Origin of the sequence: Bradyrhizobium yuanmingense, assembly GCF_900094575.1 — a bacterium.
GTDB lineage: Bacteria > Pseudomonadota > Alphaproteobacteria > Rhizobiales > Xanthobacteraceae > Bradyrhizobium > Bradyrhizobium yuanmingense.
The window spans coordinates 552,411-575,966 of record NZ_FMAE01000006.1 but is presented as its reverse complement, the minus strand read 5'-3'; the positions used below and the strand labels follow the sequence as shown (position 1 = coordinate 575,966).

The 23,556-nt window shown below is 65.2% G+C and carries 21 protein-coding genes; 8 read left to right on the top strand and 13 right to left on the bottom strand.

Annotation, left to right across the window (positions count from 1 at the left end; translation table 11 throughout):
- Window positions 1-28: 28 nt before the first annotated feature.
- Entirely contained in the window at window positions 29-2,296 is a 2,268-nt protein-coding gene (ptsP, locus tag GA0061099_RS24080; RefSeq protein WP_036014720.1) for a phosphoenolpyruvate--protein phosphotransferase, read from the bottom strand.
- Between the two features lie 336 nt (window positions 2,297-2,632).
- The gene (locus GA0061099_RS24075; protein ID WP_036014718.1) at window positions 2,633-3,889 is read right to left on the bottom strand and encodes an aspartate kinase; all 1,257 of its coding nucleotides are present in this window, start codon (window positions 3,887-3,889) and stop codon (window positions 2,633-2,635) included.
- A gap of 151 nt (window positions 3,890-4,040) precedes the next feature.
- On the opposite strand from GA0061099_RS24075, the gene GA0061099_RS24070 reads away from it, so the two are divergent.
- Together GA0061099_RS24070 and ubiG are read left to right on the top strand one after the other, a co-directional pair.
- On the top strand, window positions 4,041-4,508 hold the full coding sequence (locus GA0061099_RS24070) for a PH domain-containing protein (RefSeq protein ID WP_036014717.1): 468 nt from the start codon (window positions 4,041-4,043) through the stop codon (window positions 4,506-4,508).
- 14 nt (window positions 4,509-4,522) lie between these two features.
- Window positions 4,523-5,290, top strand: coding sequence for a bifunctional 2-polyprenyl-6-hydroxyphenol methylase/3-demethylubiquinol 3-O-methyltransferase UbiG (gene ubiG, locus GA0061099_RS24065; protein ID WP_036026212.1), 768 nt, complete (start codon window positions 4,523-4,525; stop codon window positions 5,288-5,290).
- Window positions 5,291-5,383: 93 nt separating this feature from the next.
- On the opposite strand, the gene GA0061099_RS24060 is transcribed toward ubiG, so the two are convergent.
- Window positions 5,384-6,604 carry a citrate/2-methylcitrate synthase gene (locus tag GA0061099_RS24060; RefSeq protein ID WP_036014714.1) on the bottom strand — a complete coding sequence of 407 codons (1,221 nt, stop codon included), beginning with the start codon at window positions 6,602-6,604 and terminating at the stop codon, window positions 5,384-5,386.
- 76 nt (window positions 6,605-6,680) lie between these two features.
- Between GA0061099_RS24060 and GA0061099_RS24055 the strand changes: the two genes are divergently transcribed.
- The gene (locus GA0061099_RS24055) at window positions 6,681-7,775 is read left to right on the top strand and encodes a citrate synthase/methylcitrate synthase (RefSeq protein WP_036026213.1); all 1,095 of its coding nucleotides are present in this window, start codon (window positions 6,681-6,683) and stop codon (window positions 7,773-7,775) included.
- A gap of 169 nt (window positions 7,776-7,944) precedes the next feature.
- On the opposite strand, the gene GA0061099_RS24050 is transcribed toward GA0061099_RS24055, so the two are convergent.
- Window positions 7,945-8,574 carry a J domain-containing protein gene (locus GA0061099_RS24050; protein WP_036014711.1) on the bottom strand — a complete coding sequence of 210 codons (630 nt, stop codon included), beginning with the start codon at window positions 8,572-8,574 and terminating at the stop codon, window positions 7,945-7,947.
- Window positions 8,575-8,701: 127 nt separating this feature from the next.
- On the opposite strand from GA0061099_RS24050, the gene GA0061099_RS24045 reads away from it, so the two are divergent.
- A complete protein-coding gene (locus GA0061099_RS24045; RefSeq protein WP_050995968.1) occupies window positions 8,702-8,971 on the top strand; it encodes a BolA family protein in 270 nt (89 codons plus the stop codon).
- A 200-nt stretch (window positions 8,972-9,171) separates the two neighbouring features.
- Here GA0061099_RS24045 and GA0061099_RS24040 read toward each other — a convergent pair whose 3' ends face one another.
- The 3 genes from GA0061099_RS24040 to GA0061099_RS24030 all read right to left on the bottom strand — a co-directional run bounded on the left by GA0061099_RS24040 (window position 9,172) and on the right by GA0061099_RS24030 (window position 12,357).
- A complete protein-coding gene (locus tag GA0061099_RS24040) occupies window positions 9,172-10,524 on the bottom strand; it encodes a hemolysin family protein (protein WP_036014704.1) in 1,353 nt (450 codons plus the stop codon).
- Window positions 10,525-10,591: 67 nt separating this feature from the next.
- On the bottom strand, window positions 10,592-11,734 hold the full coding sequence (gene aroB, locus GA0061099_RS24035) for a 3-dehydroquinate synthase (RefSeq protein ID WP_036014703.1): 1,143 nt from the start codon (window positions 11,732-11,734) through the stop codon (window positions 10,592-10,594).
- Complete coding sequence (locus GA0061099_RS24030; protein ID WP_036026215.1) at window positions 11,731-12,357, bottom strand: shikimate kinase; 627 nt, start codon at window positions 12,355-12,357, stop codon at window positions 11,731-11,733. The genes aroB and GA0061099_RS24030 overlap by 4 nt, the downstream gene beginning before the upstream one ends.
- A 174-nt stretch (window positions 12,358-12,531) precedes the next feature.
- Here GA0061099_RS24030 and GA0061099_RS24025 point away from each other — a divergent pair, with 174 nt between their 5' ends.
- The 4 genes from GA0061099_RS24025 (at window position 12,532) to GA0061099_RS24010 (ending at window position 16,912) form a co-directional block, all read left to right on the top strand.
- Entirely contained in the window at window positions 12,532-12,678 is a 147-nt protein-coding gene (locus GA0061099_RS24025; protein WP_036026218.1) for a hypothetical protein, read from the top strand.
- A 17-nt stretch (window positions 12,679-12,695) separates the two neighbouring features.
- Window positions 12,696-13,652 (top strand): site-specific tyrosine recombinase XerD, encoded by a 957-nt coding sequence (gene xerD / locus GA0061099_RS24020; RefSeq protein WP_036026220.1) that lies wholly within the window; start codon window positions 12,696-12,698, stop codon window positions 13,650-13,652.
- 271 nt (window positions 13,653-13,923) lie between these two features.
- Window positions 13,924-14,886: an acetyl-CoA carboxylase carboxyltransferase subunit alpha gene (locus GA0061099_RS24015; protein ID WP_036014693.1), complete on the top strand. Its 963-nt coding sequence runs from the start codon at window positions 13,924-13,926 to the stop codon at window positions 14,884-14,886.
- 490 nt (window positions 14,887-15,376) lie between these two features.
- Complete coding sequence (locus GA0061099_RS24010; protein WP_050995969.1) at window positions 15,377-16,912, top strand: L,D-transpeptidase family protein; 1,536 nt, start codon at window positions 15,377-15,379, stop codon at window positions 16,910-16,912.
- Between the two features lie 20 nt (window positions 16,913-16,932).
- Here GA0061099_RS24010 and ligD read toward each other — a convergent pair whose 3' ends face one another.
- The 6 genes from ligD to GA0061099_RS23980 all read right to left on the bottom strand — a co-directional run bounded on the left by ligD (window position 16,933) and on the right by GA0061099_RS23980 (window position 23,533).
- Complete coding sequence (gene ligD / locus GA0061099_RS24005; RefSeq protein WP_036026225.1) at window positions 16,933-18,750, bottom strand: DNA ligase D; 1,818 nt, start codon at window positions 18,748-18,750, stop codon at window positions 16,933-16,935.
- A gap of 111 nt (window positions 18,751-18,861) precedes the next feature.
- Window positions 18,862-19,557 (bottom strand): branched-chain amino acid ABC transporter ATP-binding protein, encoded by a 696-nt coding sequence (locus GA0061099_RS24000; protein WP_036014686.1) that lies wholly within the window; start codon window positions 19,555-19,557, stop codon window positions 18,862-18,864.
- Entirely contained in the window at window positions 19,550-20,281 is a 732-nt protein-coding gene (locus tag GA0061099_RS23995) for an ABC transporter ATP-binding protein (RefSeq protein ID WP_036026228.1), read from the bottom strand. The genes GA0061099_RS24000 and GA0061099_RS23995 overlap by 8 nt, the downstream gene beginning before the upstream one ends.
- Window positions 20,271-21,374, bottom strand: a complete 1,104-nt coding sequence (locus GA0061099_RS23990; protein WP_036026230.1) for a branched-chain amino acid ABC transporter permease — start codon at window positions 21,372-21,374, stop codon at window positions 20,271-20,273. Before GA0061099_RS23990 ends, GA0061099_RS23995 begins: the two co-directional genes overlap by 11 nt.
- A gap of 79 nt (window positions 21,375-21,453) precedes the next feature.
- Complete coding sequence (locus GA0061099_RS23985; RefSeq protein WP_036026233.1) at window positions 21,454-22,671, bottom strand: substrate-binding protein; 1,218 nt, start codon at window positions 22,669-22,671, stop codon at window positions 21,454-21,456.
- Window positions 22,672-22,675: 4 nt separating this feature from the next.
- A complete protein-coding gene (locus tag GA0061099_RS23980) occupies window positions 22,676-23,533 on the bottom strand; it encodes a branched-chain amino acid ABC transporter permease (RefSeq protein WP_025032673.1) in 858 nt (285 codons plus the stop codon).
- Window positions 23,534-23,556: the final 23 nt, after the last annotated feature.

The window sequence follows — 23,556 nt, the reverse complement described above, 5'->3', positions numbered from 1 at the left end:
GGGCGGCGGGAAGCTGGCGACAGGCCCGCTACAACGCAAGGCCCTCGGCCTCGGCAAATTCCGTCAGCTTCTGCCGGATCGAGACGCTGCCCGCAGGCGCATCCAGCAGAGGGCCCAGCATCGCTTCGGCCTTCTTGGCGTCGAGGTCGAGCACCATCGCCTTGACCGGGCCGAGCGCGGTCGCCGAGAGCGAGAGCGAGCGGTAGCCCAGCGCAATCAGCGCCAGTGCGCCGATCGGCTTGGAGGCCATCTCGCCGCACAGCGAGAGCGACTTCTGCGCCGCGTGCGCCTTGCGCGCGATGTCACGCAAGGCGCGCATGATCGGCGCCGACATGGTGTCGAAGCGCTCGGAGACCTTGGCGTTGCCGCGGTCGACCGCGAACAGGAACTGGAACAGATCGTTGGAGCCGACCGAGATGAAATCGACCTTCTTCAATAGCTCGTCGAGCTGGTAGAGCAGGGCGGGCACCTCGACCATGGTGCCGATGTCGATTCGTTCAGGCAGCGTGTGGCCGTGCTGGCGGAGGTATGTGAGCTCGCGCTCGACCAGCGCCTTGGCCGAGTCGAATTCGGCGACCTCCGAGATCATCGGGAACATGATGCGCAGCGCGCGGCCGCCGCCGGCGCGCAGCAGCGCGCGGATTTGGCCGCGCAACAGGCCGGGACGATCGAGCCCGAGCCGGATCGCGCGCCAGCCGAGCGCGGGGTTTTCCTCGATCACCGCTTCCATATAGGGCAGCGCCTTGTCGCCGCCGATATCGAGCGTGCGGAAGGTGACGGGCTTAGGTCCGGCGGCATCGAGCACGGTGCGATAGAGCGCGAGCTGGTCGCTGGTGCGCGGCAGGCTCTGACCGACCATGAATTGCAGCTCGGTGCGGAACAGGCCGATGCCGGCACTGCCGGTGTCCTCGATATGCGGCAGGTCGATCGCAAGACCTGCGTTGATCATCAGCTCGACCTTCTGGCCGTCCCTGGTGACGCAGGGCCGGTCGCGCAGCGCCAGGTACTGCGCCTGGCGGCGGGCGCGGAAGCGCACGCGCTCGGCGAAGGCCGCCTCGATCTCCTGCGACGGGCGCACATAGATCGAGCCCGAGGTGCCGTCGACGATGATGGCGTCGCCGGGATCGGCGATTCCAGGCGCGTTCGGCACCTCGCCGACCGCAGGGATGCCCAGCGCCCGCGCCACGATCGAGACGTGCGAGTTCGCGGTGCCTTCCTCCAGCACGATGCCGCGCAGGCGCTTGCGGTCGTAGTCGAGCAGCGCCGCCGGGCCCATCGCGCGGGCGATGACGATGGCGTTGTCGGGCAGCTGCTCGCGCGAGGGCGCATGATCCTGGCCGACCAGCTGCCGCATCAGGCGGTAGCCGAGGTCTTCCAGATCGTGCAGCCGGTCGCGCAAATAGGGGTCGGTCGAGCGCAGCATGCGCGCGCGGGTGTCCGACTGGACGCGCTCGACCGCGGCTTCCGCGGTGAGGCCGGTCGCGACCGCCTCGTGCAGCTTGTGCGACCAGCCCTGGTCGTTGGCGAACATGCGATAGGCTTCAAGCACCTCACGGTGCTCGCCGCCTTCGGCGACGTCGCCGCGCTCCAGCATGCGGTCGAGATCGGCACGCAGCTTGGCGAGCGCAGTATCGAGCCGCTTGATCTCCTTCGGCAGGTCTTCGGCGATGTAGTCCTTGATGACGACGCGCGGCTCGTGCAGCACGACATGGCCGAGCGCGATGCCCTCCGACAGGATGGCACCGACTTTCTGCGCCGAATGGCGCGCCGCCGGCTCCTGGCCCGGCTGCGCCAGCGCGGAGAGTTCGCCGGAGGCGATCAGCTCGGCCAGCACCATCGCGGTGGTCTGGAGCGCCTCGAGCTCCTCCTCGACATAATTGCGCTTGGCGCGATTCTGCACCACCAGCACGCCGAGCGTGTTGCCGGCGCGCAGGATCGGCACGCCGAGGAAGGAATGGTAGATTTCTTCGCCGGTCTCGGGCCGGAACGAGAACGCCGGGTGGCTCTGCGCGTCGCTCAAATTGAGCGGCGTCGCCTCGCTGGCGACGAGGCCGACCAGGCCCTCATGGGCGCTGAGCACGGTGTGGTGCACCGCCTCGCGGTTGAGACCTTCGGTGGCGTAGAGCTCGAGCGTATTGTCGATGCGCAGCACATAGACCGAGCACACCTCGGCCACCATGTTGGCGGCGATCAGCACCACGATCTTGTCCAGCCGCTCCTGGGCCGAGACCTGCTCCGCCATGGTCTCGCGGAGCCGTCTCAACAAGACGCGGGGACCTCCCGACGCGCTCCGCATGAACCGTCAATCTCCTCCATCGGCCGGGCCCGGCGATATCGGCCGGCGGCTGGACCAAAATTCCAGAAAAACAATCAAATTGTTTGTCCGGCGCAGGCACAAGCCCAAATCCACGGGAGATTGAGTGCTCGTACCGAATCAGCGCCGCCTGAACTGGGACACAGTCTGCGGCAGCCCACCCTGTCCGCCGTATAGCGAATTGAGGCTTGTTTTGCCAAGCAAAACGCCTGCCAAACGCGAAGGTGTGTACACCTTCGCGTTTGCTGCGACCGCTAAGAGAAAATTAGCCTTTTGGCACTGTCCGGAAAAGTGCGAAGCGGTTTTCCGGAAAGACCGTCAGGTCTGATCGAGACCGTAGAGCGTATGCAAGGTGCGCACCGCAAGCTCGGTATAGGCGGTATCGATCAAGACCGAAAATTTGATCTCGGAGGTTGTAATGGCCCGAATGTTGATGTTCCGCCCGGCGAGCGCCGAGAACGCCTGGGCGGCGACGCCGGCATGGCTGCGCATGCCGCTGCCGATCACCGAGATCTTGGCGACATCGGTGGCGGTATCGAGCCGCGCATAGCCGATCTTGGCCTTGGCTGCGGTAATCGTATCCTTGGCGCGGGTGAAGTCGGCGGCCGGCACGGTGAAGGTGAGGTCGGTGGTCTTGCCGTCCTCGGACACATTCTGCACGATCATGTCGACGTTGATATTGGCATCAGCCAGCGGGCCGAAGATCGAGGCCGCAACGCCGGGCTTGTCCTCGATCTGGCGCACCGAGATCTGAGCCTCGTCCTTGGAGAAGGCGATACCGGTGACGACGTGGCTTTCCATGATCTCCTCCTCGCTGCAGATCAGCGTGCCGGGCGGCTGGTTGGCATGCGGGTCGATATCCTCGGGCTTATCGAAGCTCGAGCGGACGAAGATCGGCATGTTGTGGACCATGCCGAGTTCCACCGAGCGGACCTGGAGCACCTTGGCGCCCTGCGAGGCCAGTTCCAGCATGTCTTCGAATGCGATCTTGTCGAGCCTCTTGGCCTTCGGCACGATTCGCGGGTCGGTGGTGTAGACGCCGTCGACGTCGGTGTAGATGTCGCAGCGGTCGGCCTTGACGGCGGCGGCGATCGCCACGGCCGAGGTGTCGGAGCCGCCACGGCCGAGCGTGGTGATGCGACCCGTCTCGGGGTTGATGCCCTGGAAGCCGGCGATGACCGCGACCTCCTTTCGGTCCTTGAAGCGCTTGATGATCTCGCTGCCGTCGATGTCCTCGATCCGGGCCGAGGCATGGGCGTCGCTGGTCTTGATCGGGATCTGCCAGCCCTGCCACGAGCGGGCTTGGATGCCCATGCCCTGGAGCACGATGGCAAGAAGGCCGGACGTCACCTGTTCGCCCGAGGCGACCACGGCGTCATATTCGCGCGCGTCGTGCATCGGCGAGGCCTCGGTGCACCAGGCGACCAACTCGTTGGTCTTGCCGGCCATCGCCGAGACGACCACGGCCACTTCGTGGCCGGCATCGACCTCACGCTTCACATGGCGTGCGACGTTGCGGATACGTTCGATGTTGGCGACGGACGTGCCGCCGAATTTCATCACGAGGCGGCTCATGACGACGCGTGCATTCCTTCATAAGGATCAGTATGGTGGCCCGCACTGGACGGGTGCCTCGGGGACACCGACCGCGCGTATACAGAGCGGCGGGGCCGGGGGCAAGCGGGTTCCTGCGGGGGCAGGGTGGGGTAGTGGGTTAAGCTAGATCATGGCGCGTTACATCGACGAGATCCTGCAGCCCGGCGAGCGCGTGCTGTATTCGACCAATGCGCACTGGATCTTCTACTTTCCGGCCATCGTGGCCTGGATCGCGGCGCTGGCCCTGCTCATCCTGTCGCGGCAGGCGACCGTCGACTGGCTCGTTCTGCTTTGCCTCGGGGCCGCGGGTCTCGCGGCTCTGGCGGCCCTGTATTGGACCGTGAAGGGCTGGTTCCATCGTTTCACCACCGAGACCGACGTCACCAACCTCAGGGTCGTGCACAAGACCGGCTTCATCAAGCGCCGAACCTTCGAGATGGCGCTGGACAAGGTCGAGAGCGTCGATGTCGACCAGACCATTCTTGGACGTATTCTCAACTACGGCGACGTGACGATTCGCGGCGTCGGCGAGGGTATCGAGACGATCAAGACCATCGCCTCGCCGCTCGCCTTCCGTAGTTCGATCACCACGCGGTAGGACCGCGCCCAACCATGAGCATGCAGCAAAATACTTCTCTTTCCGCCCAGCTCGGCTCGAGCGTCGACGCCGCCGAGATCGCGAAATTCTCGAAACTCTCGGCGGAATGGTGGGATCCCAAGGGCAAGATGGCGCCGCTGCACCGGATCAACCCGTTGCGGCTCGGCTATATCCGCGACGCCGCCTGCCGCAAGTTCGAGCGCAACGTGCGCAGCCTCAATTGTCTTGGGTCCTTGCGCGTGCTCGACATCGGCTGCGGCGCCGGCCTGCTCTGCGAGCCGCTGTCGCGCCTCGGAGCGCAGGTCATCGGCATCGATCCCTCCGCGAGCAACATCGCGGCGGCGAAGCTGCACGCCGACAAGAGCCATCTGGCGATCGACTATCGCTGCACCACGGTGGAGGAGATCGACCCGCGCGAGCGCTTCGACATCGTGCTGGCGATGGAGGTGGTCGAGCACGTCACCGACGTCGGCATGTTCCTGAAGCGCTGCGCCGCGATGCTGAAGCCGAACGGCCTGATGGTGGTCTCGACGCTGAACCGCAACTGGAAGAGCTTTGCCCTCGCCATCGTCGGTGCCGAATACGTCCTGCGCTGGCTACCGCGCGGCACGCATGAATGGAACAAGTTCGTCACGCCCGACGAACTGACGAAATACCTGCTCGACAACCGTCTTGTCATCACCGAGCAGACCGGCGTCGTCTACTCGCCCTTCGCCGACAAATGGTCTCTGTCGTCGGATATGGACGTGAACTATATGGTGGTCGCGGAAGCGATGGTGTGAACTGCCCAGGGTGAGTGCGAGCCGTCATTCCAGGAACGCTGTCCTCCTGCGTTCGCAGCGACGACAGCGGAGATTGCCGCACTGACAGAGGTTCTAACCGGCAGCCCCCGCCCTGCGTCCCGGCGCAGGCCCCACATATCTTGCCCTCGGTCTGATCAGCTTGCCGAACTGCAATTGCTCGCTGGCATGCGCGATCCAGCCGACGCTGCGGGCCATCGCGAACAGCGCCAGCTCGCTGCCGGCGGGCAGGCGCAGTGCGTGGACCAGCACGGCGAGCGCGTAGTCGATATTGACGAACTCGCCGGTGGCTTCCGCGATCCGCTCTGGCACTTCCCTGGTGAATTTGCGCGGCGCGCCGGAGCGCGACAGCGCGTTCAGCAGCGACTGCGCGCGGGGGTCGCCGTGCTTGTAGACGCCGTGGCCAAAGCCGGCAAAGCGTTCACCGAGGGCGACACGCTCGCGCACGACAGGCTCGACGTCGCGGTCGACCAGCGTCTTGACGAGCTGTGAGGCCAGGACGCCGGCGCCGCCATGCTTCGGCCCTTTCAACGCGGCGAGCCCGGCGATGACGGAGTCATAAAGGTTGAGGCCGGTCGAGGCAGCGCAGCGCGCGGTGAAGGTCGACGCGTTCAGCTCGTGATCGGCGAGCAGTACCAGCGCGCGGCGGATCAGGTCGGGCGCGTGCTTGTTGTCCGCCGCCCAGGCGCGCGCGACCTGCTGATGCAGCGGCTCGGCCGAGGCGTCCGCATTGAGCATGGTCGCAACCAGCAGGCGGACGATGCGCGCGCCGACCATAGCGCGGCCATCGGGTGCCCGGGTGAAGGCGCGGGGATCGACGCTGGCGGCCAGTGCGAGCACGGCGATGGCGCGGTCGATCGGTGCGGCCCGGCGCGCGGCCTTCGCGATCACGCGCATTTCCTCGGAGAGTTCCGGTTGATTGTCGGGGGCAAACGGATCGACGTCGGCGACATCCCACAGCAGCGTCGCGGCGTGCTCCAGCGTGTCACTCTCGGAAAGATCGACGCAATTGACGCCGCGATAGATGGCGCCCTCCTCGGTGATGGTCGAGATCTCCGTGTCCATCACCGGCAGATCGGCATCGAAGCTGCGCAGGCCGCGCGGCTCCGGCGATGGCACACGGCGCTCCTTCAGCGCCCGAACGTCCTCGGCGCGATAGCGGTTCTTTCGCGAGTCCGGCGTCGGCTCGGAGCGGATCAGGCCGCGGCTGACATAGGCGTAGAGGGTGGCCGGAGAGATCGCGAGCTCGGCGGCGGCTTCCCGAGCGGAGAGGTACAGCCCATCAGAATTTTTCATATGGATTTATGTAATCAAGATTGATCAATGTGTCGAGAGGCCTGACCTTGTTCTCCGTGAACAGGAGATTTGGGTCATGAACATCCACCTCACCAAAAGCCAGATCGGGCTGGACGGCGTTCCCGCGGCCGAGACCGTGCTGAGCCATGTCGACGGCGAGCGCGGCGAGCTCATCATCGCCGGGGAGCACGTCGGGCGGCTCGCCGCCATCTCGAGCTTCGAAGGCGTTACCGCCCGGCTCTGGAATGGCGCCAGCAAGACCACCCTCACCGAAGCCAATGTGCGCTCAAACCTGGGCGTGGCGCGCGAGCGCGCCTTCGCGCGGCTGCCGGACCTGCTGCCGGCGACGCGCGGCATGGGCATCATCGACGGGTTTCGTGCCGCCGTCGCCGGACTTCGCGCCGAGCACGGGCTGGAGCACGAGGCGACGATCGTCGGCGCGTTTCCGGTGATCGCGGGCGCGCTGGTCAGGCGCGCCAAGGGGCTCGAGCCGGTCGCGCCCGATCCTACCGTGAGCCATGCCGCCGACACGCTGCGCATGTTGCACGGCCGTTCGCCTGCAACGCGCGAGGTCACGGCGCTCGACGCCTATCTCGTCACCGCCAGCGACCACGGCATGAACGCATCGACCTTCGCCGCGCGCGTGGTGGCCTCGACGCAGGCCGACCTGTTCGCGGCCGTCACCGCCGGCTATTGCGCGCTGACCGGTCCGCTGCATGGCGGCGCGCCGGAGCCGGTGCTGGAAATGCTGGACGCGATCGGCTCGCGCGAGCGCATTCAGTCCTGGGTCGACGCGGCGCTGGCGCGCGGCGAGCGCATGATGGGTTTCGGTCACCGCGTCTATCGCGTCCGCGATCCGCGCGCCGACGTGCTCAAGACCGCGGTCGAGGCGCTTGCGTCCAATGGCACCGATTTGCCGTTTGCCGGCGAGGTCGAGGCTTATATCCGCAGCGCCTTGCGCAAGAAGAATCCGGAGCGGCCGCTGGAGACGAACGTCGAGTTCTTCACCGCGATCCTGCTCGATGCGCTGGCGATTCCGCGGCAGGCGTTCACGCCGATCTTCGCGATCGCGCGCAGCGCGGGCTGGACCGCGCATGCCCGCGAGCAGCAGCGGACGGGGCGGTTAATCAGGCCGAGTTCGTCATATGTCGGGGCGATGTCGGAAGTTTGAGAGCGGATGCCTCCGCGAGACCGGAATCGTAGGGTAGCCAAAGGCGCACTTGCGCCGTGCCCACCATCTCTCTCGATCGAAAAAAAGGTGGGCACGCTTTGCTTTGCCCACCCTACGACACTGTCGTCGCCGCAAGAGCGCGGAAAACAGCGGAGAAGACCGCGGGCCCCTACGCCTCGCGCACGACCGTCTTCAGATAATTATACGCCTTGATGATCTCGATCAGGCGGTCCTCGGTCGAGCGGTCGCCGCCATTGGCGTCGGGGTGGTGCTGCTTCACCAGCGCCTTGTACTTGGTCTTGACGTCGGCAAGCGTCGCGCTGGGGCCGAGGCCCATGACCTGAAGCGCCTTGCGCTCGGCGTTCATCACTTTGCGCGTCTCGGCCTTGGGCTCCGCTTCGGGGCCCTTGCGCCAGCTGGCGCGGCCGTTGATCTCGCTGAACATGCTGAAAGGATCGGCCGCCATGTCGATCTCTTCCGCGCCCTTCTTGCCGCCATTGGCGCCCATCTTCCAGGTCGGACGGTGACCGGTCAGCGCATCCTTCTGATAGCGCGCGACGGCTTCGGCATTCATGCCGGAAAAGAAATTGTAGTTCTGGTTGTACTCGCGCACGTGGTCGAGGCAGAAGTGCCAGTACTCGCGCTGGTTCTCGCGGCCCTTCGGCGCCCGGTGCGAGCCCTTGTTGGCGCAGCCCGCCCATTCGCAATTGACCGCGGTGTCGCGCGGCTTCACTTCCGGCTGCTTGCCCCGCGGCTTCACGCGGATGGAGTCGAAGAATTTTGATGAATCGATCGGCATGGCTGACTTTGACTACGCAATGCAAAAACCTTCAAGTCTTGACATTGCAATTCGCTGAGCACCCGGTCGCGACGAGCTTGGACGTCCGGGTATTGACGGGATGCGAGCGCGCACCTTAATGGCACACATGGCTATGAAAGACACTATCAGCAACAAGTTGCAGGAAGCTTTCACGCCGGAAAGCCTGCAAGTCGTCGACGAGTCACATTTGCATGAGGGCCACGCCGGCCACCGAGCAGGCGGCGAGACGCACTTCCGTGTGTATATCGTGTCTGCCGCCTTCAAAGGGAAGAGCCGGATCGACCGCCATCGCATGATAAATTCAGCGCTCGCCGCGGAACTCGCCGGCAGCGTGCACGCGCTGGCGATCAATGCGCAGGCGCCGGGGGAAGGTTGAATTCTCTGACCCTGCCCTGGAGGGGGAGGGTCGATCGCGCGCAGCGCGAGCGGGGTGGGGTGATCTCTCCACTCGGGTACTGTTGGATGTGGGAAGACCGTCACCCCAACCCGCTACGCATTGCGCTGCTCTTCATGCGTAGCGACCCACGGGCGAGCTACGCTCGTCCCGGACCCCTCCAGGGGAGGGTAAGGGAAAAATTAGAACGACGTCCCGGCCCGTCTCGGCTTTGCCTCTTCGAGCTCGGCCTCGCGCGTCACCGGTGAAATACGGAGCGCGGTGATGCGGTTGCGCTCGCGGCGGAGGACGCGGAAGCGGAAACCGTGGAAGGTGAAGCTCTGGCCGCGGTCGGGGATCGAGCGCGCCTCGTGAATGACGAGACCGGCGACCGTGGTTGCCTCTTCATCGGGCAGATGCCAGTCCATGGCGCGGTTGAGGTCGCGGATCGGCACCGACCCGTCGACCACGACGGAGCCGTCCGGCTGACGGCGCACGCCGGCGACCACCACGTCATGCTCGTCGGAGATGTCGCCGACGATCTCCTCCAGAATGTCTTCCAGCGTCACGAGGCCTTCGACCTCACCATACTCGTCGACGACGAGTGCGAAATGGGTCTTGCGGCGGCGGAACGCCTTGAGCTGCTGGGATATCGGCCGCATCTCCGGCACGAACCAGGGCGGCAGCATGATGGTGGTGACGTCGATGCGCGACGTGTCGCCCTCCGATGCGCGGATCGCGCGCAACAGATCCTTGGCGTGCAGAATGCCGATGATGTTCTCCGACTTGTCCCGCCACAGCGGAATGCGGGTGTATTCGGTGGCCAGCACCTCCCGCACCAGCTCCTCCGGCGGCAGGTCGGCGTTGATCATCACCATGGCCGTGCGGTGGACCATCACGTCAGACACCGTCAGCTCGCCGAGACGGAAGACGTTGTGAATGTACTCGGCCTCGCCGCTCTCGATCTTGCCGTGCACGGCCGATTCCTCGACCAGGCCCTCGATCTCCGAATCCGTCAGGATTTCGTGTTGCGAGAACTCCTGCACCCCCATCAGACGGAGGATCGCGCTCGACGCCGTGTTGAGGCACCAGCTCAGCGGGTAGAACAGGAGGTAGGAAAAATGCAGCGGATAGGCAATCCACTGCGACACTGGCATCGGCTCCCTGATCGCAAGCGTCTTCGGCACCTGCTCGCCGATGACGATGTGCAGCGAAGAGAAGACCAGAAAACCCGCCACGAACGAGGTGAAGTGCAGCGTGGCCTCCGACATTCCGAGCGGGCTGAGGACGGGGCTCAGCAGCGCAGACACCGTCGGCTCACCGATCCAGCCGAGACCGAGCGAGGCCATGGTGATGCCGAGCTGGCAGCAGGCGAGATAGGATTCGATGTTCCCCATCATCGTCTGCAGCAGGCGCGCGCCGAAGCGGTTCTGCTCGACCATGGCCTTGACGCGGAAGCCGCGGCTCTTCACCAGCGCAAATTCCGCCGCCACGTAAAACGCGTTGGCGGCGAGCAGGAGGGCCGCAAGCAGCAGATTGATCGAGATCGAACTCATGTTTGCCTCGCGACCGCCCCGGCGTTCCTCGCCGTTTCGCGGGCGGCCGATCTGAACGGTCCCGTTATCACTGCGCGAGCTTCTCTTTCAGGAAGTCGCGCACCGGCGCCGGCTCGACGTCCTTTGCGATCACCGCGCGGCCCACGGCCTCCAGTAGGATGAAGGTGAGCTTGCCGCGCTTGACCTTCTTGTCCTGCGCCATCAGCGCCATCAGCGCGTCGGCATCGGCGAGCCCTTCCTGCGCAAAGCCGGCGATGTCCTGCAGGCGCGTCGGCAGGCCTGCCTCGATCAGGTGGCGCTCGATGCGCGCCGCCTCACGCTCGCCGATCATGCCGAGCTTCGCGGAGAACTGCGCTGCCAGCGTCATGCCGATGGCGACGCCCTCGCCGTGGAACAGGCGGTCGGAGAAGCCGGTCACAGCCTCCAGCGCGTGGCCGAAGGTGTGGCCGAGATTGAGCAGCGCGCGCTCGCCGGTCTCGCGCTCGTCGCGCGCGACGATTGCGGCCTTGGCCCGGCAGGAGGTCGCGATCGCATGCTCGCGGGCCGATCCGCCCCTCGAGATGTCGGCATGGTTCTTCTCCAGCCAGCTGAAGAAGGCCTCGTCGCCCAGCACGCCGTATTTGGCGACCTCGGCATAGCCGGCCCGGAACTGGCGCGGCGACAGCGTGTCGAGCACGGCGGTGTCGGCGATGACGAGCACCGGCTGGTGGAAGGCCCCGAGCAGATTCTTGCCCTGCGGCGAGTTGATGCCGGTCTTGCCGCCGACGCTGGAATCGACCTGCGCGAGAAGCGAGGTCGGCACCTGCACGAAATCGACGCCGCGGCGCAGGATCGCCGCGGCAAAGCCGGCGAGATCGCCGACCACGCCGCCGCCGAGCGCGATGACGAGATCGTTGCGCTCGATCTTCGCTGCGATCAGGGCCTCGCTGACCTTTTCGAGCCCGGCATAGGTTTTCGAGATCTCGCCTTCCTCGACGACGATGCGCGAGGTCGGAATACCGCTGGCTGCGAGCGACGCCTCAGTGGGCTCGAGCCAGTATTTCGCGACGGTGCGGTCGGTCACGATGGCCGTGCGCACGCCGGGACGCAGAGCGGCGACACGCTCGCCGAGCGAGGCCAGCACGCCGCGGCCGATGACGATGTCATAGGCGCGGTCACCGAGTGCGACGTCGACCTTGATGGGATCGGAATGTTTCAACGGCGCAGTCATCTTGACGCACTCGCAATGTCGGCAGGCGGTTGGGCTGGCTCTCCGCCGCAGAGACGGGCGTGCAGCGCCTCGATGCATTCCTCGACGATTCTGTCGTGCGGCACGTCGCGCGAGGCGATGGTGAGGTCGGCATTGGCATAGATCGGCTCGCGCTGGGCGAGAAGGCGCGTCACGGTTCCTTCGGGATCGGCGGTCTGAAGCAGCGGACGGTCGGCACGGCGCCGCACGCGGCGCATGATGACGTCATGGTCCGCCCTCAGCCAGATCGAGATGGCCTTCGCCGCGATGCGTGCGCGCGTCTCCTCGCGCATGAAAGCGCCGCCACCGGTCGCCAGCACGATCGGCCCGCCCTCGAGCAGCCGCGCGATCACACGGGCCTCGCCGTCGCGGAAATAGGGCTCGCCATGGGCCGCAAAGATCTCCGGGATGGTCATGCCGGCATGGGCCATCTCGATTTCGGTGTCGGCATCGATGAAGGGCAGCCTGAGCCGGGCCGCGAGGCGGCGGCCGATGGTGGATTTGCCCACCCCCATCATGCCGACGAGCACGATCGAGCGCGCCCCGAGCGCCGACAGGATGTCGGCCTCGGGCGAAGCAGGAAGCGGCAACGCGGCGTCGGACATCGTCTCGCTCGACTGGATCTCGCTCGAACTGCCGCCAGATGCGGCATGGCTTTGGCCACCTATACGACCCCATGGGGGCCCTCGCCAGAGGACTCTTGCCACGAAACGGCGAACATGTTGGATGATTTCATTGGTTAATTTGGCTGCCGCGCCCCGACCCGAGACCCCAGAACGATGCCGAGCCTGTTCCGCTTCCTGACGGTCGTCGCCGTGATCGGCGGCATCGTCTATGGCGTGGTCTTCGCGCTGGCGAACTTCGTCAACCCGAAGCCGCGGGAAATGACGGTGACGATCCCGCCGGACAAGTTTCTCAAGAAATAGGAGCTAGTCTCCCGGGCATGCCCGCCAAACCCTCAGACACCAGGCTCATCGGCCTGTTCCTCGACATGCTCGCCGCGGAACAGGGCGCCGGCCCCAACACGCTCGATGCCTACCGCCGCGACCTCAGCGATTTCTCGGAATTTCTGGGCCGCATCGGCCATACATTCGTGGATGCCGAGACCCAGACGCTGCGCGACTATCTCGTCGATCTCGACACCCGCGGCTTCAAATCCACCAGTGTGGCCCGCCGGCTGTCCGCGATGCGGCACCTCTACCGTTTCCTGCTGAACGAGCGCATCCGCGGCGACGATCCCGCGGCGATCCTGTCAGGTCCGAAGCGCGGCCGCGGCCTGCCGAAAGTGCTGTCGATCGCCGACGTCGACCGCATGCTCCGCCGCGCCAAGGAATTGAGCGAGGCCGAAGATGCCTCGCCCTCCAGGCGATTGCGGGCGCTGCGGCTCTATTGCCTGCTCGAGGTGCTCTACGCCACGGGCCTGCGCGTCTCCGAGCTGGTGGCGCTGCCGCGCTCGGCGGCCAAGCGCGACGCCCGCATGATCGTGGTGCGCGGCAAGGGCAACAAGGAACGGCTGGTACCGCTCAACGACGCCTCGCGGCAGGCGATGGCGGACTATCTCGCCGCCACGGAAGCGGCAAAGGCCGACAGGAAGAACAGCGTGGCCGCGTCGAAATGGCTGTTCCCCTCGTTCGGCGAGAGCGGACATCTGACGCGCCAGCATTTTGCCCGCGACCTCAAGGAGCTCGCGGTTGCGTCCGGCTTGCAGGCCCGCCTGGTCTCCCCGCACGTGCTGCGCCACGCCTTTGCCAGCCATCTGCTGCACAACGGCGCGGACCTGCGCATTGTGCAGACCCTGCTCGGTCACACCGACATCTCGACCACCCAGATCTATACCCATGTGGTCGAGGAGCGGCTGAAGAGCTTGGTGCGCGACCTGCACCCGCTGGCGGAGAAGTAGTTGCTGCTGGTAGCCCGGATGGAGCGACGCGTAATCCGGGGCCGCCTCCTCGCGGCCAGACCTTCCCGGATTGCGCTGCGCTCCATCCGGGCTACGGGTAAAGGGTGAAACCGCCTTGACTTCGGCCACATCTCCGCGGAAAGAGCCGGGGCCTCACGGCTGATTTGGCCGACTGCACCAGCACACAAGCCAAACCATTGAAGACGCTACACTTCTTTCCGCCGCCCCAACTTACTTCGCTTCTCGCGCCCCGTCCCCCTATATTGAGTTGATGCTAGACCAGATGCGCAGCTATCTCGACTTCGAAAAGCCCGTCGCCGAGCTCGACTCCAAGGTCGACGAATTGCGCGCGCTCGCCGCCACCGGCACCGACATCAGCGACGAGGTCGGGCGGATCGAGGACAAGGCGGCGCAGGCGCTGGCCGACCTCTATGCGAACCTGACGCCGTGGCAGAAGACGCTTGTGGCGCGGCATCCGCAGCGGCCGCATTTCAACGACTTCATCAAGGGCCTGATCACCGAATTCACCCCGCTCGCCGGCGACCGCAAGTTCGGCGAGGACGAGGCGCTGGTCGCCGGCTTCGGCCGCTTCCGCGGTGAGCCGATCTGCGTGATGGGCCAGGAAAAGGGCGATTCCACCGAGAGCCGCATCCGGCACAATTTCGGCATGGCGCGGCCGGAAGGGTATCGCAAATGCGTGCGGCTGATGGAGATGGCCGAGCGGTTCGGCCTGCCGGTACTGTCGCTCGCCGATTCGGCCGGCGCCTATCCCGGCATCGGCGCCGAGGAGCGCGGCCAGGCGGAAGCCATCGCGCGCTCGACCGATGCGTGCCTGGCGCTGACCGTGCCCAACGTCGCGATCATCACCGGCGAGGGCATGTCGGGCGGCGCCATCGCCATCACCACGGCCAACAAGGTCCTGATGCTCGAGCACGCGATCTACAGCGTGATCTCGCCGGAGGCGGCGTCCTCGATCCTCTGGCGCGACGGCACCAAGGCGCAGGAAGCCGCCAACAACATGAAGATCACCGCCCAGGATATGCTCCGCTTCGGCGTGATCGACGCCATCCTGAAGGAGCCGGTCGGCGGCGCCCACCGCGACCCCGCCGCCATGATCGCCACCACGGGCGAGGCCATCGCCAAGGCGTTCGACGAGCTCCGGAACTTTGATGGGGATGCCATCCGCAAGCAGCGGCGGCAGAAATTCCTCGATATCGGCCGCAAACTGGGCTGATTCGCCTCGATTCCGCTCTCGTAGGGTGGGCAAAGCGAAGCGTGCCCACCAATCCCGGCTGTACGAACGGCTCGTGGGCACGGCGCTTCGCGCCTTTGCCCACCCTACCAGGCCTTTCGAGCAGCCCCCGGTAACCCCGCCTTAACCCTTTTTTTGCCCAAATCGGCGATCTGAGTCCCCTCGGCCCGAAAGCCCAAGTTCCGTCCCAAGTCGCGTCCATTTAGTCTTCGTTGACCATGCCACTGGGCCAACGCCCTCGTGATCCCCGCTCGGGTTGCGACCGCATGACCCAGAGGTTAGAATTTTAATCAATGGCTTCAGGGCATAAGCGCTGGAGCGGGGTCTGAGCGGGCCCGTCTCGGCGGGTCGGTTTACCGGTCGGATTGCGCTTCGGAATAATTGGGGTTCGCGCTTCAATGCCCGGCACGGTGTGGGGTCCATCTTGATTTCTCGTTCGCTTGCTCGCGCGCTCTTGGTTTCGGTTGCGCTGATGACGGCCGGCGGTCTGCTCGCCGGCTGCAACACCGATCAGGTCTCGCTTGCGACCAACGCCAAGGCCAATCAGCCGGTGCCGCCGAAGCTGATCGCCGCGATGGCTGAGAAGGACATGGACCTGCAATCGCCGATCCTGGTCCGCCTGTTCAAGCAGGAGGCCGAGCTCGAGGTCTGGAAGCAGACCCGCTCGGGCCAGTTCGCGCTGCTCAAGACCTATCCGATCTGCCGCTGGTCGGGCGATCTCGGCCCCAAGGTGCGCGAAGGCGACCGCCAGGCGCCGGAGGGATTCTACTCGATCAATCCGAGCCAGATGAATCCGCAATCGTCCTATTACCTCTCGTTCAACACCGGCTACCCGAACGCGTTCGACAAGGCGCTGGGCCGCACCGGCTCGCAGCTGATGGTGCATGGCGATTGTTCGTCGCGCGGCTGCTACGCGATGACGGACGAGCAGATCGCGGAGATTTATTCGCTCGGCCGCGAGTCCTTCTTCGGCGGCCAGAAGGCGTTCCAGCTGCAGGCCTATCCGTTCAAGATGACGCCGGTGAACATGGCCAGGCACCGGAACAATCCGAACATGCCGTTCTGGAAGATGATCAAAGAAGGCTATGATCATTTCGAGGTGACGCGGCAGGAGCCGAAGGTCGATTTCTGCGAGAAGAGATACGTGTTCGACGCCGCCAAGCCGGCGGACGCCAAGCGCGATCTGGTGTTCGACGCCTCTGCCAGATGTCCGGCCTATGTGATCCCCGAAGAGATCGCCAGCGCGGTCCGCGAGAAGCAGGCCAAGGACGAAACCGAATACGCAAGGCTCGTCGCCAAGGGCACGCCGGTGGCGCGGATGAACACTGGCATTGACGGCGGCATGCACAAGGTGTTCGCCGCCAAGATTCCAGAAGGCTCGACCGGCCTGTCCGAGAGCGCCGAAGGCACCACGCTGCAGATGCTGGCCATGGCGAAGGCGCCGGGCACGATCCCCGGCCACGTCAACCCGCCCAAGCCGAACCTCGATGCGGTGGCAAGTGCGCCGGCGCCGCGGGAAGAGCCGGTGGTCGCCGTCAGCGCGCCTGCCGCGAGCACCCGCGTTGCCGCGGCGTCGCCCGCTGCGAAGTCTGAAAGCGGCGGCTTCTTCTCCAATCTCGGCCGCAAGATGGGGCTCGGCACCGCCGACACCACCGCGACCGCGACGCCTGCGCCGCAAGCCACCGCGTCCGTGGCCCCGGCCGCCCAGACGTCCACGACGCCGGCCACGGCCGCCTCGCGACTCAAGGCCGCCGTGACCCGCTTCGTGCCGGGACATGACAAGTCCAAGGATTCAGTCAAGGAGGCGGCGAAGGATACGCCGAAGCCGGCCGTAGCAGCCGCCAAGCCGGCCGAGCCGCCGAAGCCCGACACCCGCCTCGCCGCGACGCGTCCGGCGCTGAAGCCATCGGTGAGCGAAGGCGCGGGCGACAGCACCCCGATGATATCAGGCGCCGCGCCGGTGGTGCAGTCGAACTCGTTCGACAGCCGCTTCTCGGCGGTGAAGTAGGCTAGCGCCCGAGCGCGCAATTATCGCTCTTTCCTCCGCACCGCACGGTAGGGACTGTGAATCGTGAACGCGTCGGGCACTATGCCGCTTTCGATCCGCTTCCATGTCACCTGTGCAGCAATGGGAAAGTTCTCGCGTGCCCGCGGCGAGAAGGTGCCGATCGCGGTGGTACCGCGGCCGTTGCGCAAATAGTCGAGAAAAATGCGGCCGCTGCGCCTGGCCTGGGCGGAGAGGACGTAGCGGTCCGGCCGACGCAATGCGAAATCGGCCATGAGGTTGCGGGCCGCCCGGTGCGCCTGATCGTGCAGCATTGGGCGGTCAAGCGGCGCCGTCAGATGAATGCCCTTGCCGCCGGTCAGCTTGGGCCAGGTCGCAAACCCCTCACGGCTCATTAGCGCGCGAAGTTCCAGGGCGGTCTCGATCACAGCATCCCATTCGACGCCCTCGCCGGGATCAAGGTCGATCACGATGCGATCGGCGTGCTCGAAATCCTCAACAGTCGAATTCCAGGGATGCAATTCGACTGCGCCGATCTCGACGAGTCCCAGGAAACCGTCAAGGCTGTCCACCCAAAGCCGCGTGCCTTCGCCGCCTTCGCGCTTTCGGATGCGTAGCTGGTGCACCGCTTGCGGAATGTCCTTCGGCAGCGGCCCCTTGTGATAGAACGTCGTGCCGTGCACGTGCCGCACCAGCTTGAGCGGTCGATGTCCTAGATGCAGCAGCGCCTTCTTCCAGACGCGCTTCCAGTAACGCGCGAGCTCTTCCTTGGACGGCACGATCGCATCGGGCAGCAGCTGCAGGATATTCTCTTTGGGAACGCCGAGCTTCGGCCGTCTGACCGATGAAGGCACCAACCGGGGCGCCCTGACCTTCCGCGGCGCAAGATCGTCGCGCAGGCCCTTGAATACGGCTTCACGCAGCAGGCCATCGTCGGTCAGGGCGCCATATTCCACCTCGGCATTCACCACGGGCTCAACCCATGTAGCCTTGGGCTTCTTTACCGGCAGATCGAGCGGAGAATCGCGCCGGATCAGTGGGTCAAGCCGTTCACGCAATTCACGCGCGGTCGCCTCGGTGTATCCGGTGCGGACCTTGCCGGCATAAAGCAGGCGCCCATCCTCGTGATGCCCGACGTAAAGCGAAGCCACCTTGCGCGGGTACGCGCCCAGCTTTTCGACGAATGCGACGATCGGAAACGTCTCGCTCTTCTTGCATTTCAGCTTGAGCCAGGCTTCCTGCCGTCCGGAGCGATAAGGTGCGTCGGCGCGCTTGGCCAGCAGCCCTTCGAGGCCAAGCTTGCAAGCATGGCGAAGGATTTGCTCGCCGTCGGCTTCGACGTGCTCGACGTAGATGAAAGTCTCGGGCGCTTCTTTCAGAAGCCGCCGCAGCAGCTGCTTGCGCTCGACAAAGGCGACGGCGCGCAAATCGTATCCGTCAAGGTACAACAGATCGAACGCGTGATAGCGAATGCGGCGGCTCTGCCTGGCGCCGAGCTCGCGCCGCAGCTGCTGGAAGTCCGGCCGGCCATTACTGCCGTAGACAACGGCCTCGCCATCAATGATCGCACTCCCGGCTCTGAGCTTTCGCGCGCTGGCTGCAATTGACGAGAACTGCTCGGTCCAATCGTATCCGGCGCGCGAATAGACCGTCGCCGCGCCCGCCTGCAGGTGAAGTTGCGCGCGATAGCCGTCGGCTTTTATCTCGAACACCCAGCCGCTGCCTTGCGGCGGGTTCTCGCGTAGCGTGGGATCGCATGGCACGATGTATGATGGAATCGGAATCTTCCGCGCGCCGGCTAGGCGCGATAGTCCCGACTGACGCAACGCAACGGCACACATGCGGGATTCAACGCGGCCCGACAGATTAGTTCCGATCTGAAATAAAATCGATGGAATGCCGCGAAGCTCTTGAACAACCCGAATATTTCGCAGTGCGAGGGGCGCCGCGCGCTAAGGCGCCAGATACCGCATCAGCTCCGGACTGCCTTTCACCTCGCCAGCGTCGCCCTGCAGCGCGACGCGGCCGCGGTCGAGCACATAGGCGTAGTCGGCGACTCGCAAAGCGAGGTCGAGGTGCTGCTCGACGATGATGACGGCGATGCTCTTGGCAAGCTCGATCAGGCGCTCGGTGATCTCCTCGATGACGCCGATCCAGACGCCCTCGGTGGGCTCATCCAGCAGCAGCAGTTTTGGATCCCCGAGCATGGCGCGGCCGATCGCGAGCATCTTGCGCTCGCCGCCGGAAAGCGTGCCGGCGGGCTGGTCGAGGCGCTGGCCGAGCTTTGGGAAGATCGCCAGCACGCGGTCGATGGCGGAGGAATCCTTCTTAGCCAGCGAGCCGACGGCGAGATTGTCGCGCACCGACAGGCGCGCGAACACCGAATGCTCCTGTGGCACATAGCCGATGCCGGCGCGGACGCGCTCCTGGGTGGCGCGGCGACTGATGTCGCGGCCGTCGAAGGCGACCTCGCCCTTCCATGCCGGCAGCTCGCCGACGATGGTCTTCATCAGCGTGGTCTTGCCGGCGCCGTTGCGGCCGAGCACGGCAACACCGCCGCGCCAGGGAATGCCGAGGCTGACGTCGAACAGGACCTGGCTGCGGCCATAGCCGGCGTCGAGATGCTTGATGTCCAAAAATTCAGGCACGGCGCAGATAGATCTCCTGGACGGATGTGTTGGCCTGGATCTCGGACACCGTGCCTGTTGCCAGCACCTTGCCCTGGTCGAGCACGGTGAGGCGATCGCAGATGTCGCGAATGAAATCGAGGTCGTGCTCGACGATGACCAGCGAGCAATGGTTTTTGATCGGCTGCAGCAGCTCGCCGGTGACGCGGCGCTCTTCCAGGCTCATGCCGCCGGTGGGCTCGTCGAGCAATAGGAGCTTCGGCTTGCCGGCGAGCGCCATCGCGATCTCCAGCCATTGCTGCTGGCCGTGCGACAGCGCAGCGGCCGCATCGAAGGCGCGGTCGGCGAGACGGAACTGCGTCAGCATGGACATGACCTGGTCGTGCAACGCACCGCGCGTGCGCGAGAACACGAGGTCGAACAGCGAGGACTGCGCCTGCAGCGCGAGCAGGATGTTGTCGTAGAGCGTGAGCGACGGCAGCACGGATGTGATCTGGAATTTCAGGCTCATGCCGGCGCGCGCACGTTCGGTCGGCGCGAACGCGGTGATGTCGGTGTTGACGAAGGAGACCTTGCCTTGGGTCGGCACTTCGGCGCCGGCGATGCACTTCATCAGCGTGCTCTTGCCCGAGCCGTTCGGGCCGATCAGGCCGTGAAACTCATTCTCGCCGACCGTGAGGGCTGCGCCGTCGAGCGCGGTGAGCTTGCCGAAGACCTTCTTGATGCCGGCCGCTTCAAGGAGCATTGCGCCTCTCCTTTTGCTTGGCACCAAAGCTGCCGACGCGTTCGCGCTCGCCGAGCACAAAACTGATCAGGCCGAGCGGCCGGAACAAGATCACGAGCAGGAGCAGCAGGCCGAGGATGATCGGCCAGATCTCGCGGTAATTGTCCGAGAGCCAGAAGCTGACGCCCTCGACGATGACAGCGCCGACGACGGCACCGATCAGCGTGCCGGAGCCGCCGAACAGCACATAGAGCACGACCTGGGTCGAAACCACGACGCCCACCATGTTGGGCCAGACGAAGCCTTCGTGGAAGGCATAGAGGCTGCCGGCGAGGCCTGCGACGGCGCCGCCGATGGTGAAGATAATGGCTTTGAGATGCTGCGCCTTGTAGCCGAAGAAGGCGATGCGCTGCTCGTTCTCGCGCAGGCCTGCGAGCGCAAGGCCGAATTGCGAGCGCACCAGGAAGCGGCAGAGCAGATAGACCACGACGAGGATGCCGAGCACGAGATAATAGAACGCTGGGCCTTCCGTGAAGTCGTATGACCCAAGCGACATCGGCGCGATCGAGGGGATGCCGTTCTGGCCGCCGAGATAGTACCAGCCGCGCGCGAGCCGATCGGCGGCGTAGGAGCCGGTCAGCGTGCCGAGCGAGACGAAGATCACGCTGGAGGGATGCCGTCCCAGCAGCAGGAAGCCGCCGAGCAGCAGCGCGAAGGTGAGGCCGATCAGCGTGCCTGCCGGCAACACCAGGAAGATGTTGGTGATGTCGAGGTCGCGCGCGAGCAGGGCGACGCCGTAACCGGCCGAGCCGAAGAACAGCGCCTGGCCGAAGCTCATGATGCCGGCATAGCCCCAGACCAGGTCGAAGGACAGCGCAAACAGCGCGAGGATGATCACGCGCGTCGCGAAGACCGTGAGATAGTCCTGCAGCACCAGCGGCGCGAGTAGCGCCGCGAGGAGCACGAGGCCCTCGATGACAGGCAGGATTTTTCGTCTTGCCTTGACCTCGTCATTTGCCCGTTTCGCCGCTGCGCCCTCAGCCATCGCACCGTCCACTTCGTCGTCCGCGTCGGCGACGATGGCCTCTCTTACCACACTCATCGACTTCAGCATTTCGAGTTCAACATCGTCAGAGGCAGCCGTGTCAATCACGGCGGGGTTCGCCTCTCCCCAAGAGGGGAGAGGCGAAGAATCAGCATTCCTTGGGATCGACGAGGCCGTTGCTGCGCCCGACGATCTCGTAGTTTCCGCTCTTGGCGACGGCGGTGTACATCTTCATCTTGCAGTGCCGCTTGCCCGGCACCATCTCGGCGGGTCCGCCCGGACCTTCGGCGATCTTGGCATGGTCGAGCGCGGCGGCCACGGACTCGCGGTCGATCTTGCCGGCTTCCTTGACTGCGGCTTCCCACAGCTTGAGGCCGCGATAGGTGCCTGTGGCAGCGCTGCCGGCGGCGAACAGGAAGTTGCCCGGGAAATCCTTTTCATAGGCCGCCTGGATCTTGGCGTCGAACGGGTTCTCCTTGGTCAGCACCTTGAAATAGTCGAGGCAGCTGGCGAGGCCTTCGATCTCGGCGGCCTGGTTGATGTTGAGCGTGTTCTCGTCGTAGTAGACGCAGGCCAGGCGCCCGCCGTTCTTGAGGAAGCCTGCTTCATAGAGCTGCTTGAAGAACGGGCCGACGCCGGGCGGGATGACGGTGTTGAAGACGACGTCGACCTTGTTGGAGATGATGCGGTTGACGGTTGCGGAGAAGTCGACCTGGTCGAGCGGGTAGTACTCCTCGAACACGACCTCGCCACCATTCGATTCGATCACCTTGCGGGCGTAGACGTTGAGCGTGTGCGGCCAGACGTAGTTGGCGCTGGGCAGCGCGAACTTCTTGCCGCCGTTCTTGATCAGCCAGGGAATGAACTCGTCGCATTGCTGCGCCGGCGTCGGGCCGGTGCAGAACAGGTACGGCGTGCACTCCTTGCCCTCGTAGAGCTGCGGATAGATGTAGAGCGTCTTGCCGCGCGAAACGATCGGGTCCTTGATCGCGTTGCGCATCGAGGAGGTGATGCCGCCGAGCACCATATCGACCTTGTCGCGCTGGATCAGCTTGCGAACGTTTCCGACGGCGACGGATTCGTTGGACGCGGTGTCCTCGATATAGAGCTCGAGCGGACGGCCGAGCAGGCCGCCGGCCGCGTTGATCTCCTTGATCACCATTTTCGCGACGTTGGCATCGGCGTTGCCGGCGTACGCAATCGGGCCGGTGAGGTCGGTGGCGATGCCGACCTTGATCGGCGCCTCGGCCGCATTGGCCCAGGGCGCCGGAATCACCCAGCTGCCGACGCCGGTTGCGACCGCGCCGGATGCAAAGGCGAAATTGGACAGGAAACGACGTCGCGTGAGCTGAGTACGATCGAGCATGTGATTAAACCCCTTTTCCAGCGATGAGACCTTGCGGACGGAATTTGATGAAGACGATGGCGAGCACGAAGACGAGCACGTCGGCGACGACGGGTGCCATTACCCAGGGCAGCGCCGCGCTCAGCGTGCCGATGACGCCGGCGCCCGCGACCGGGCCGATGAAGGAGCCGACCCCGCCGACCATGACCGCGACAAAACCCTGGATCAGGAAGCGCAGGCCGAGATCGGCAAACAGGCTGAACACCGGCACGATCAGCGCGCCGGCAAGGCCGGCGAGTGCAGCGCCAAAGGCAAAGGTGGCGCCGTAGATCAGCGGCGTCGAGATGCCTGACGCACGCGCCAGCGACGGGTTCTCCAACGTCGCCCGCACGCGCAGGCCGAAGCTGGTGCGCGACAGCAAGAGATAGCAGAGGCCCATCACCAGCAGCGTGATGACGATGATGGTGAAGCGCCACGCCGAGATATGCATGGCGCCGATGTCGATCGATCCGCCGATCGGCTCCGGCACGGTGAGATAGAAGCCGCCGATCAGCCCGCGAACGGCTTCGCGGATGATCAGGCCGAGCGCATAGGTGCCGAGCATGGCAACGATCGGCGCGGCGTAGAATCGCCGGATGATCAGCGCCTCCAGCACGAAGCCGAGCGCACCGACGACGAAAGGCGCTGCAACCATGCCCGCCCAGATCGGCAGGCCCTTGGCATAAGCGAGATAGGTGATGTAGGCGCCGAGCAGGACGAACTCGCCCTGCGCGAAGTTGAAGATGCCCATCATGCTGGCGATGATCCCGAGCCCCAGCACGATCAGGACGATGATCGCGCCGAAGCTCAGGATCTCGAACGCCGCGACGAACGCGTTAGCCATGCGTTGCGTTTCCGCCGAGTTGA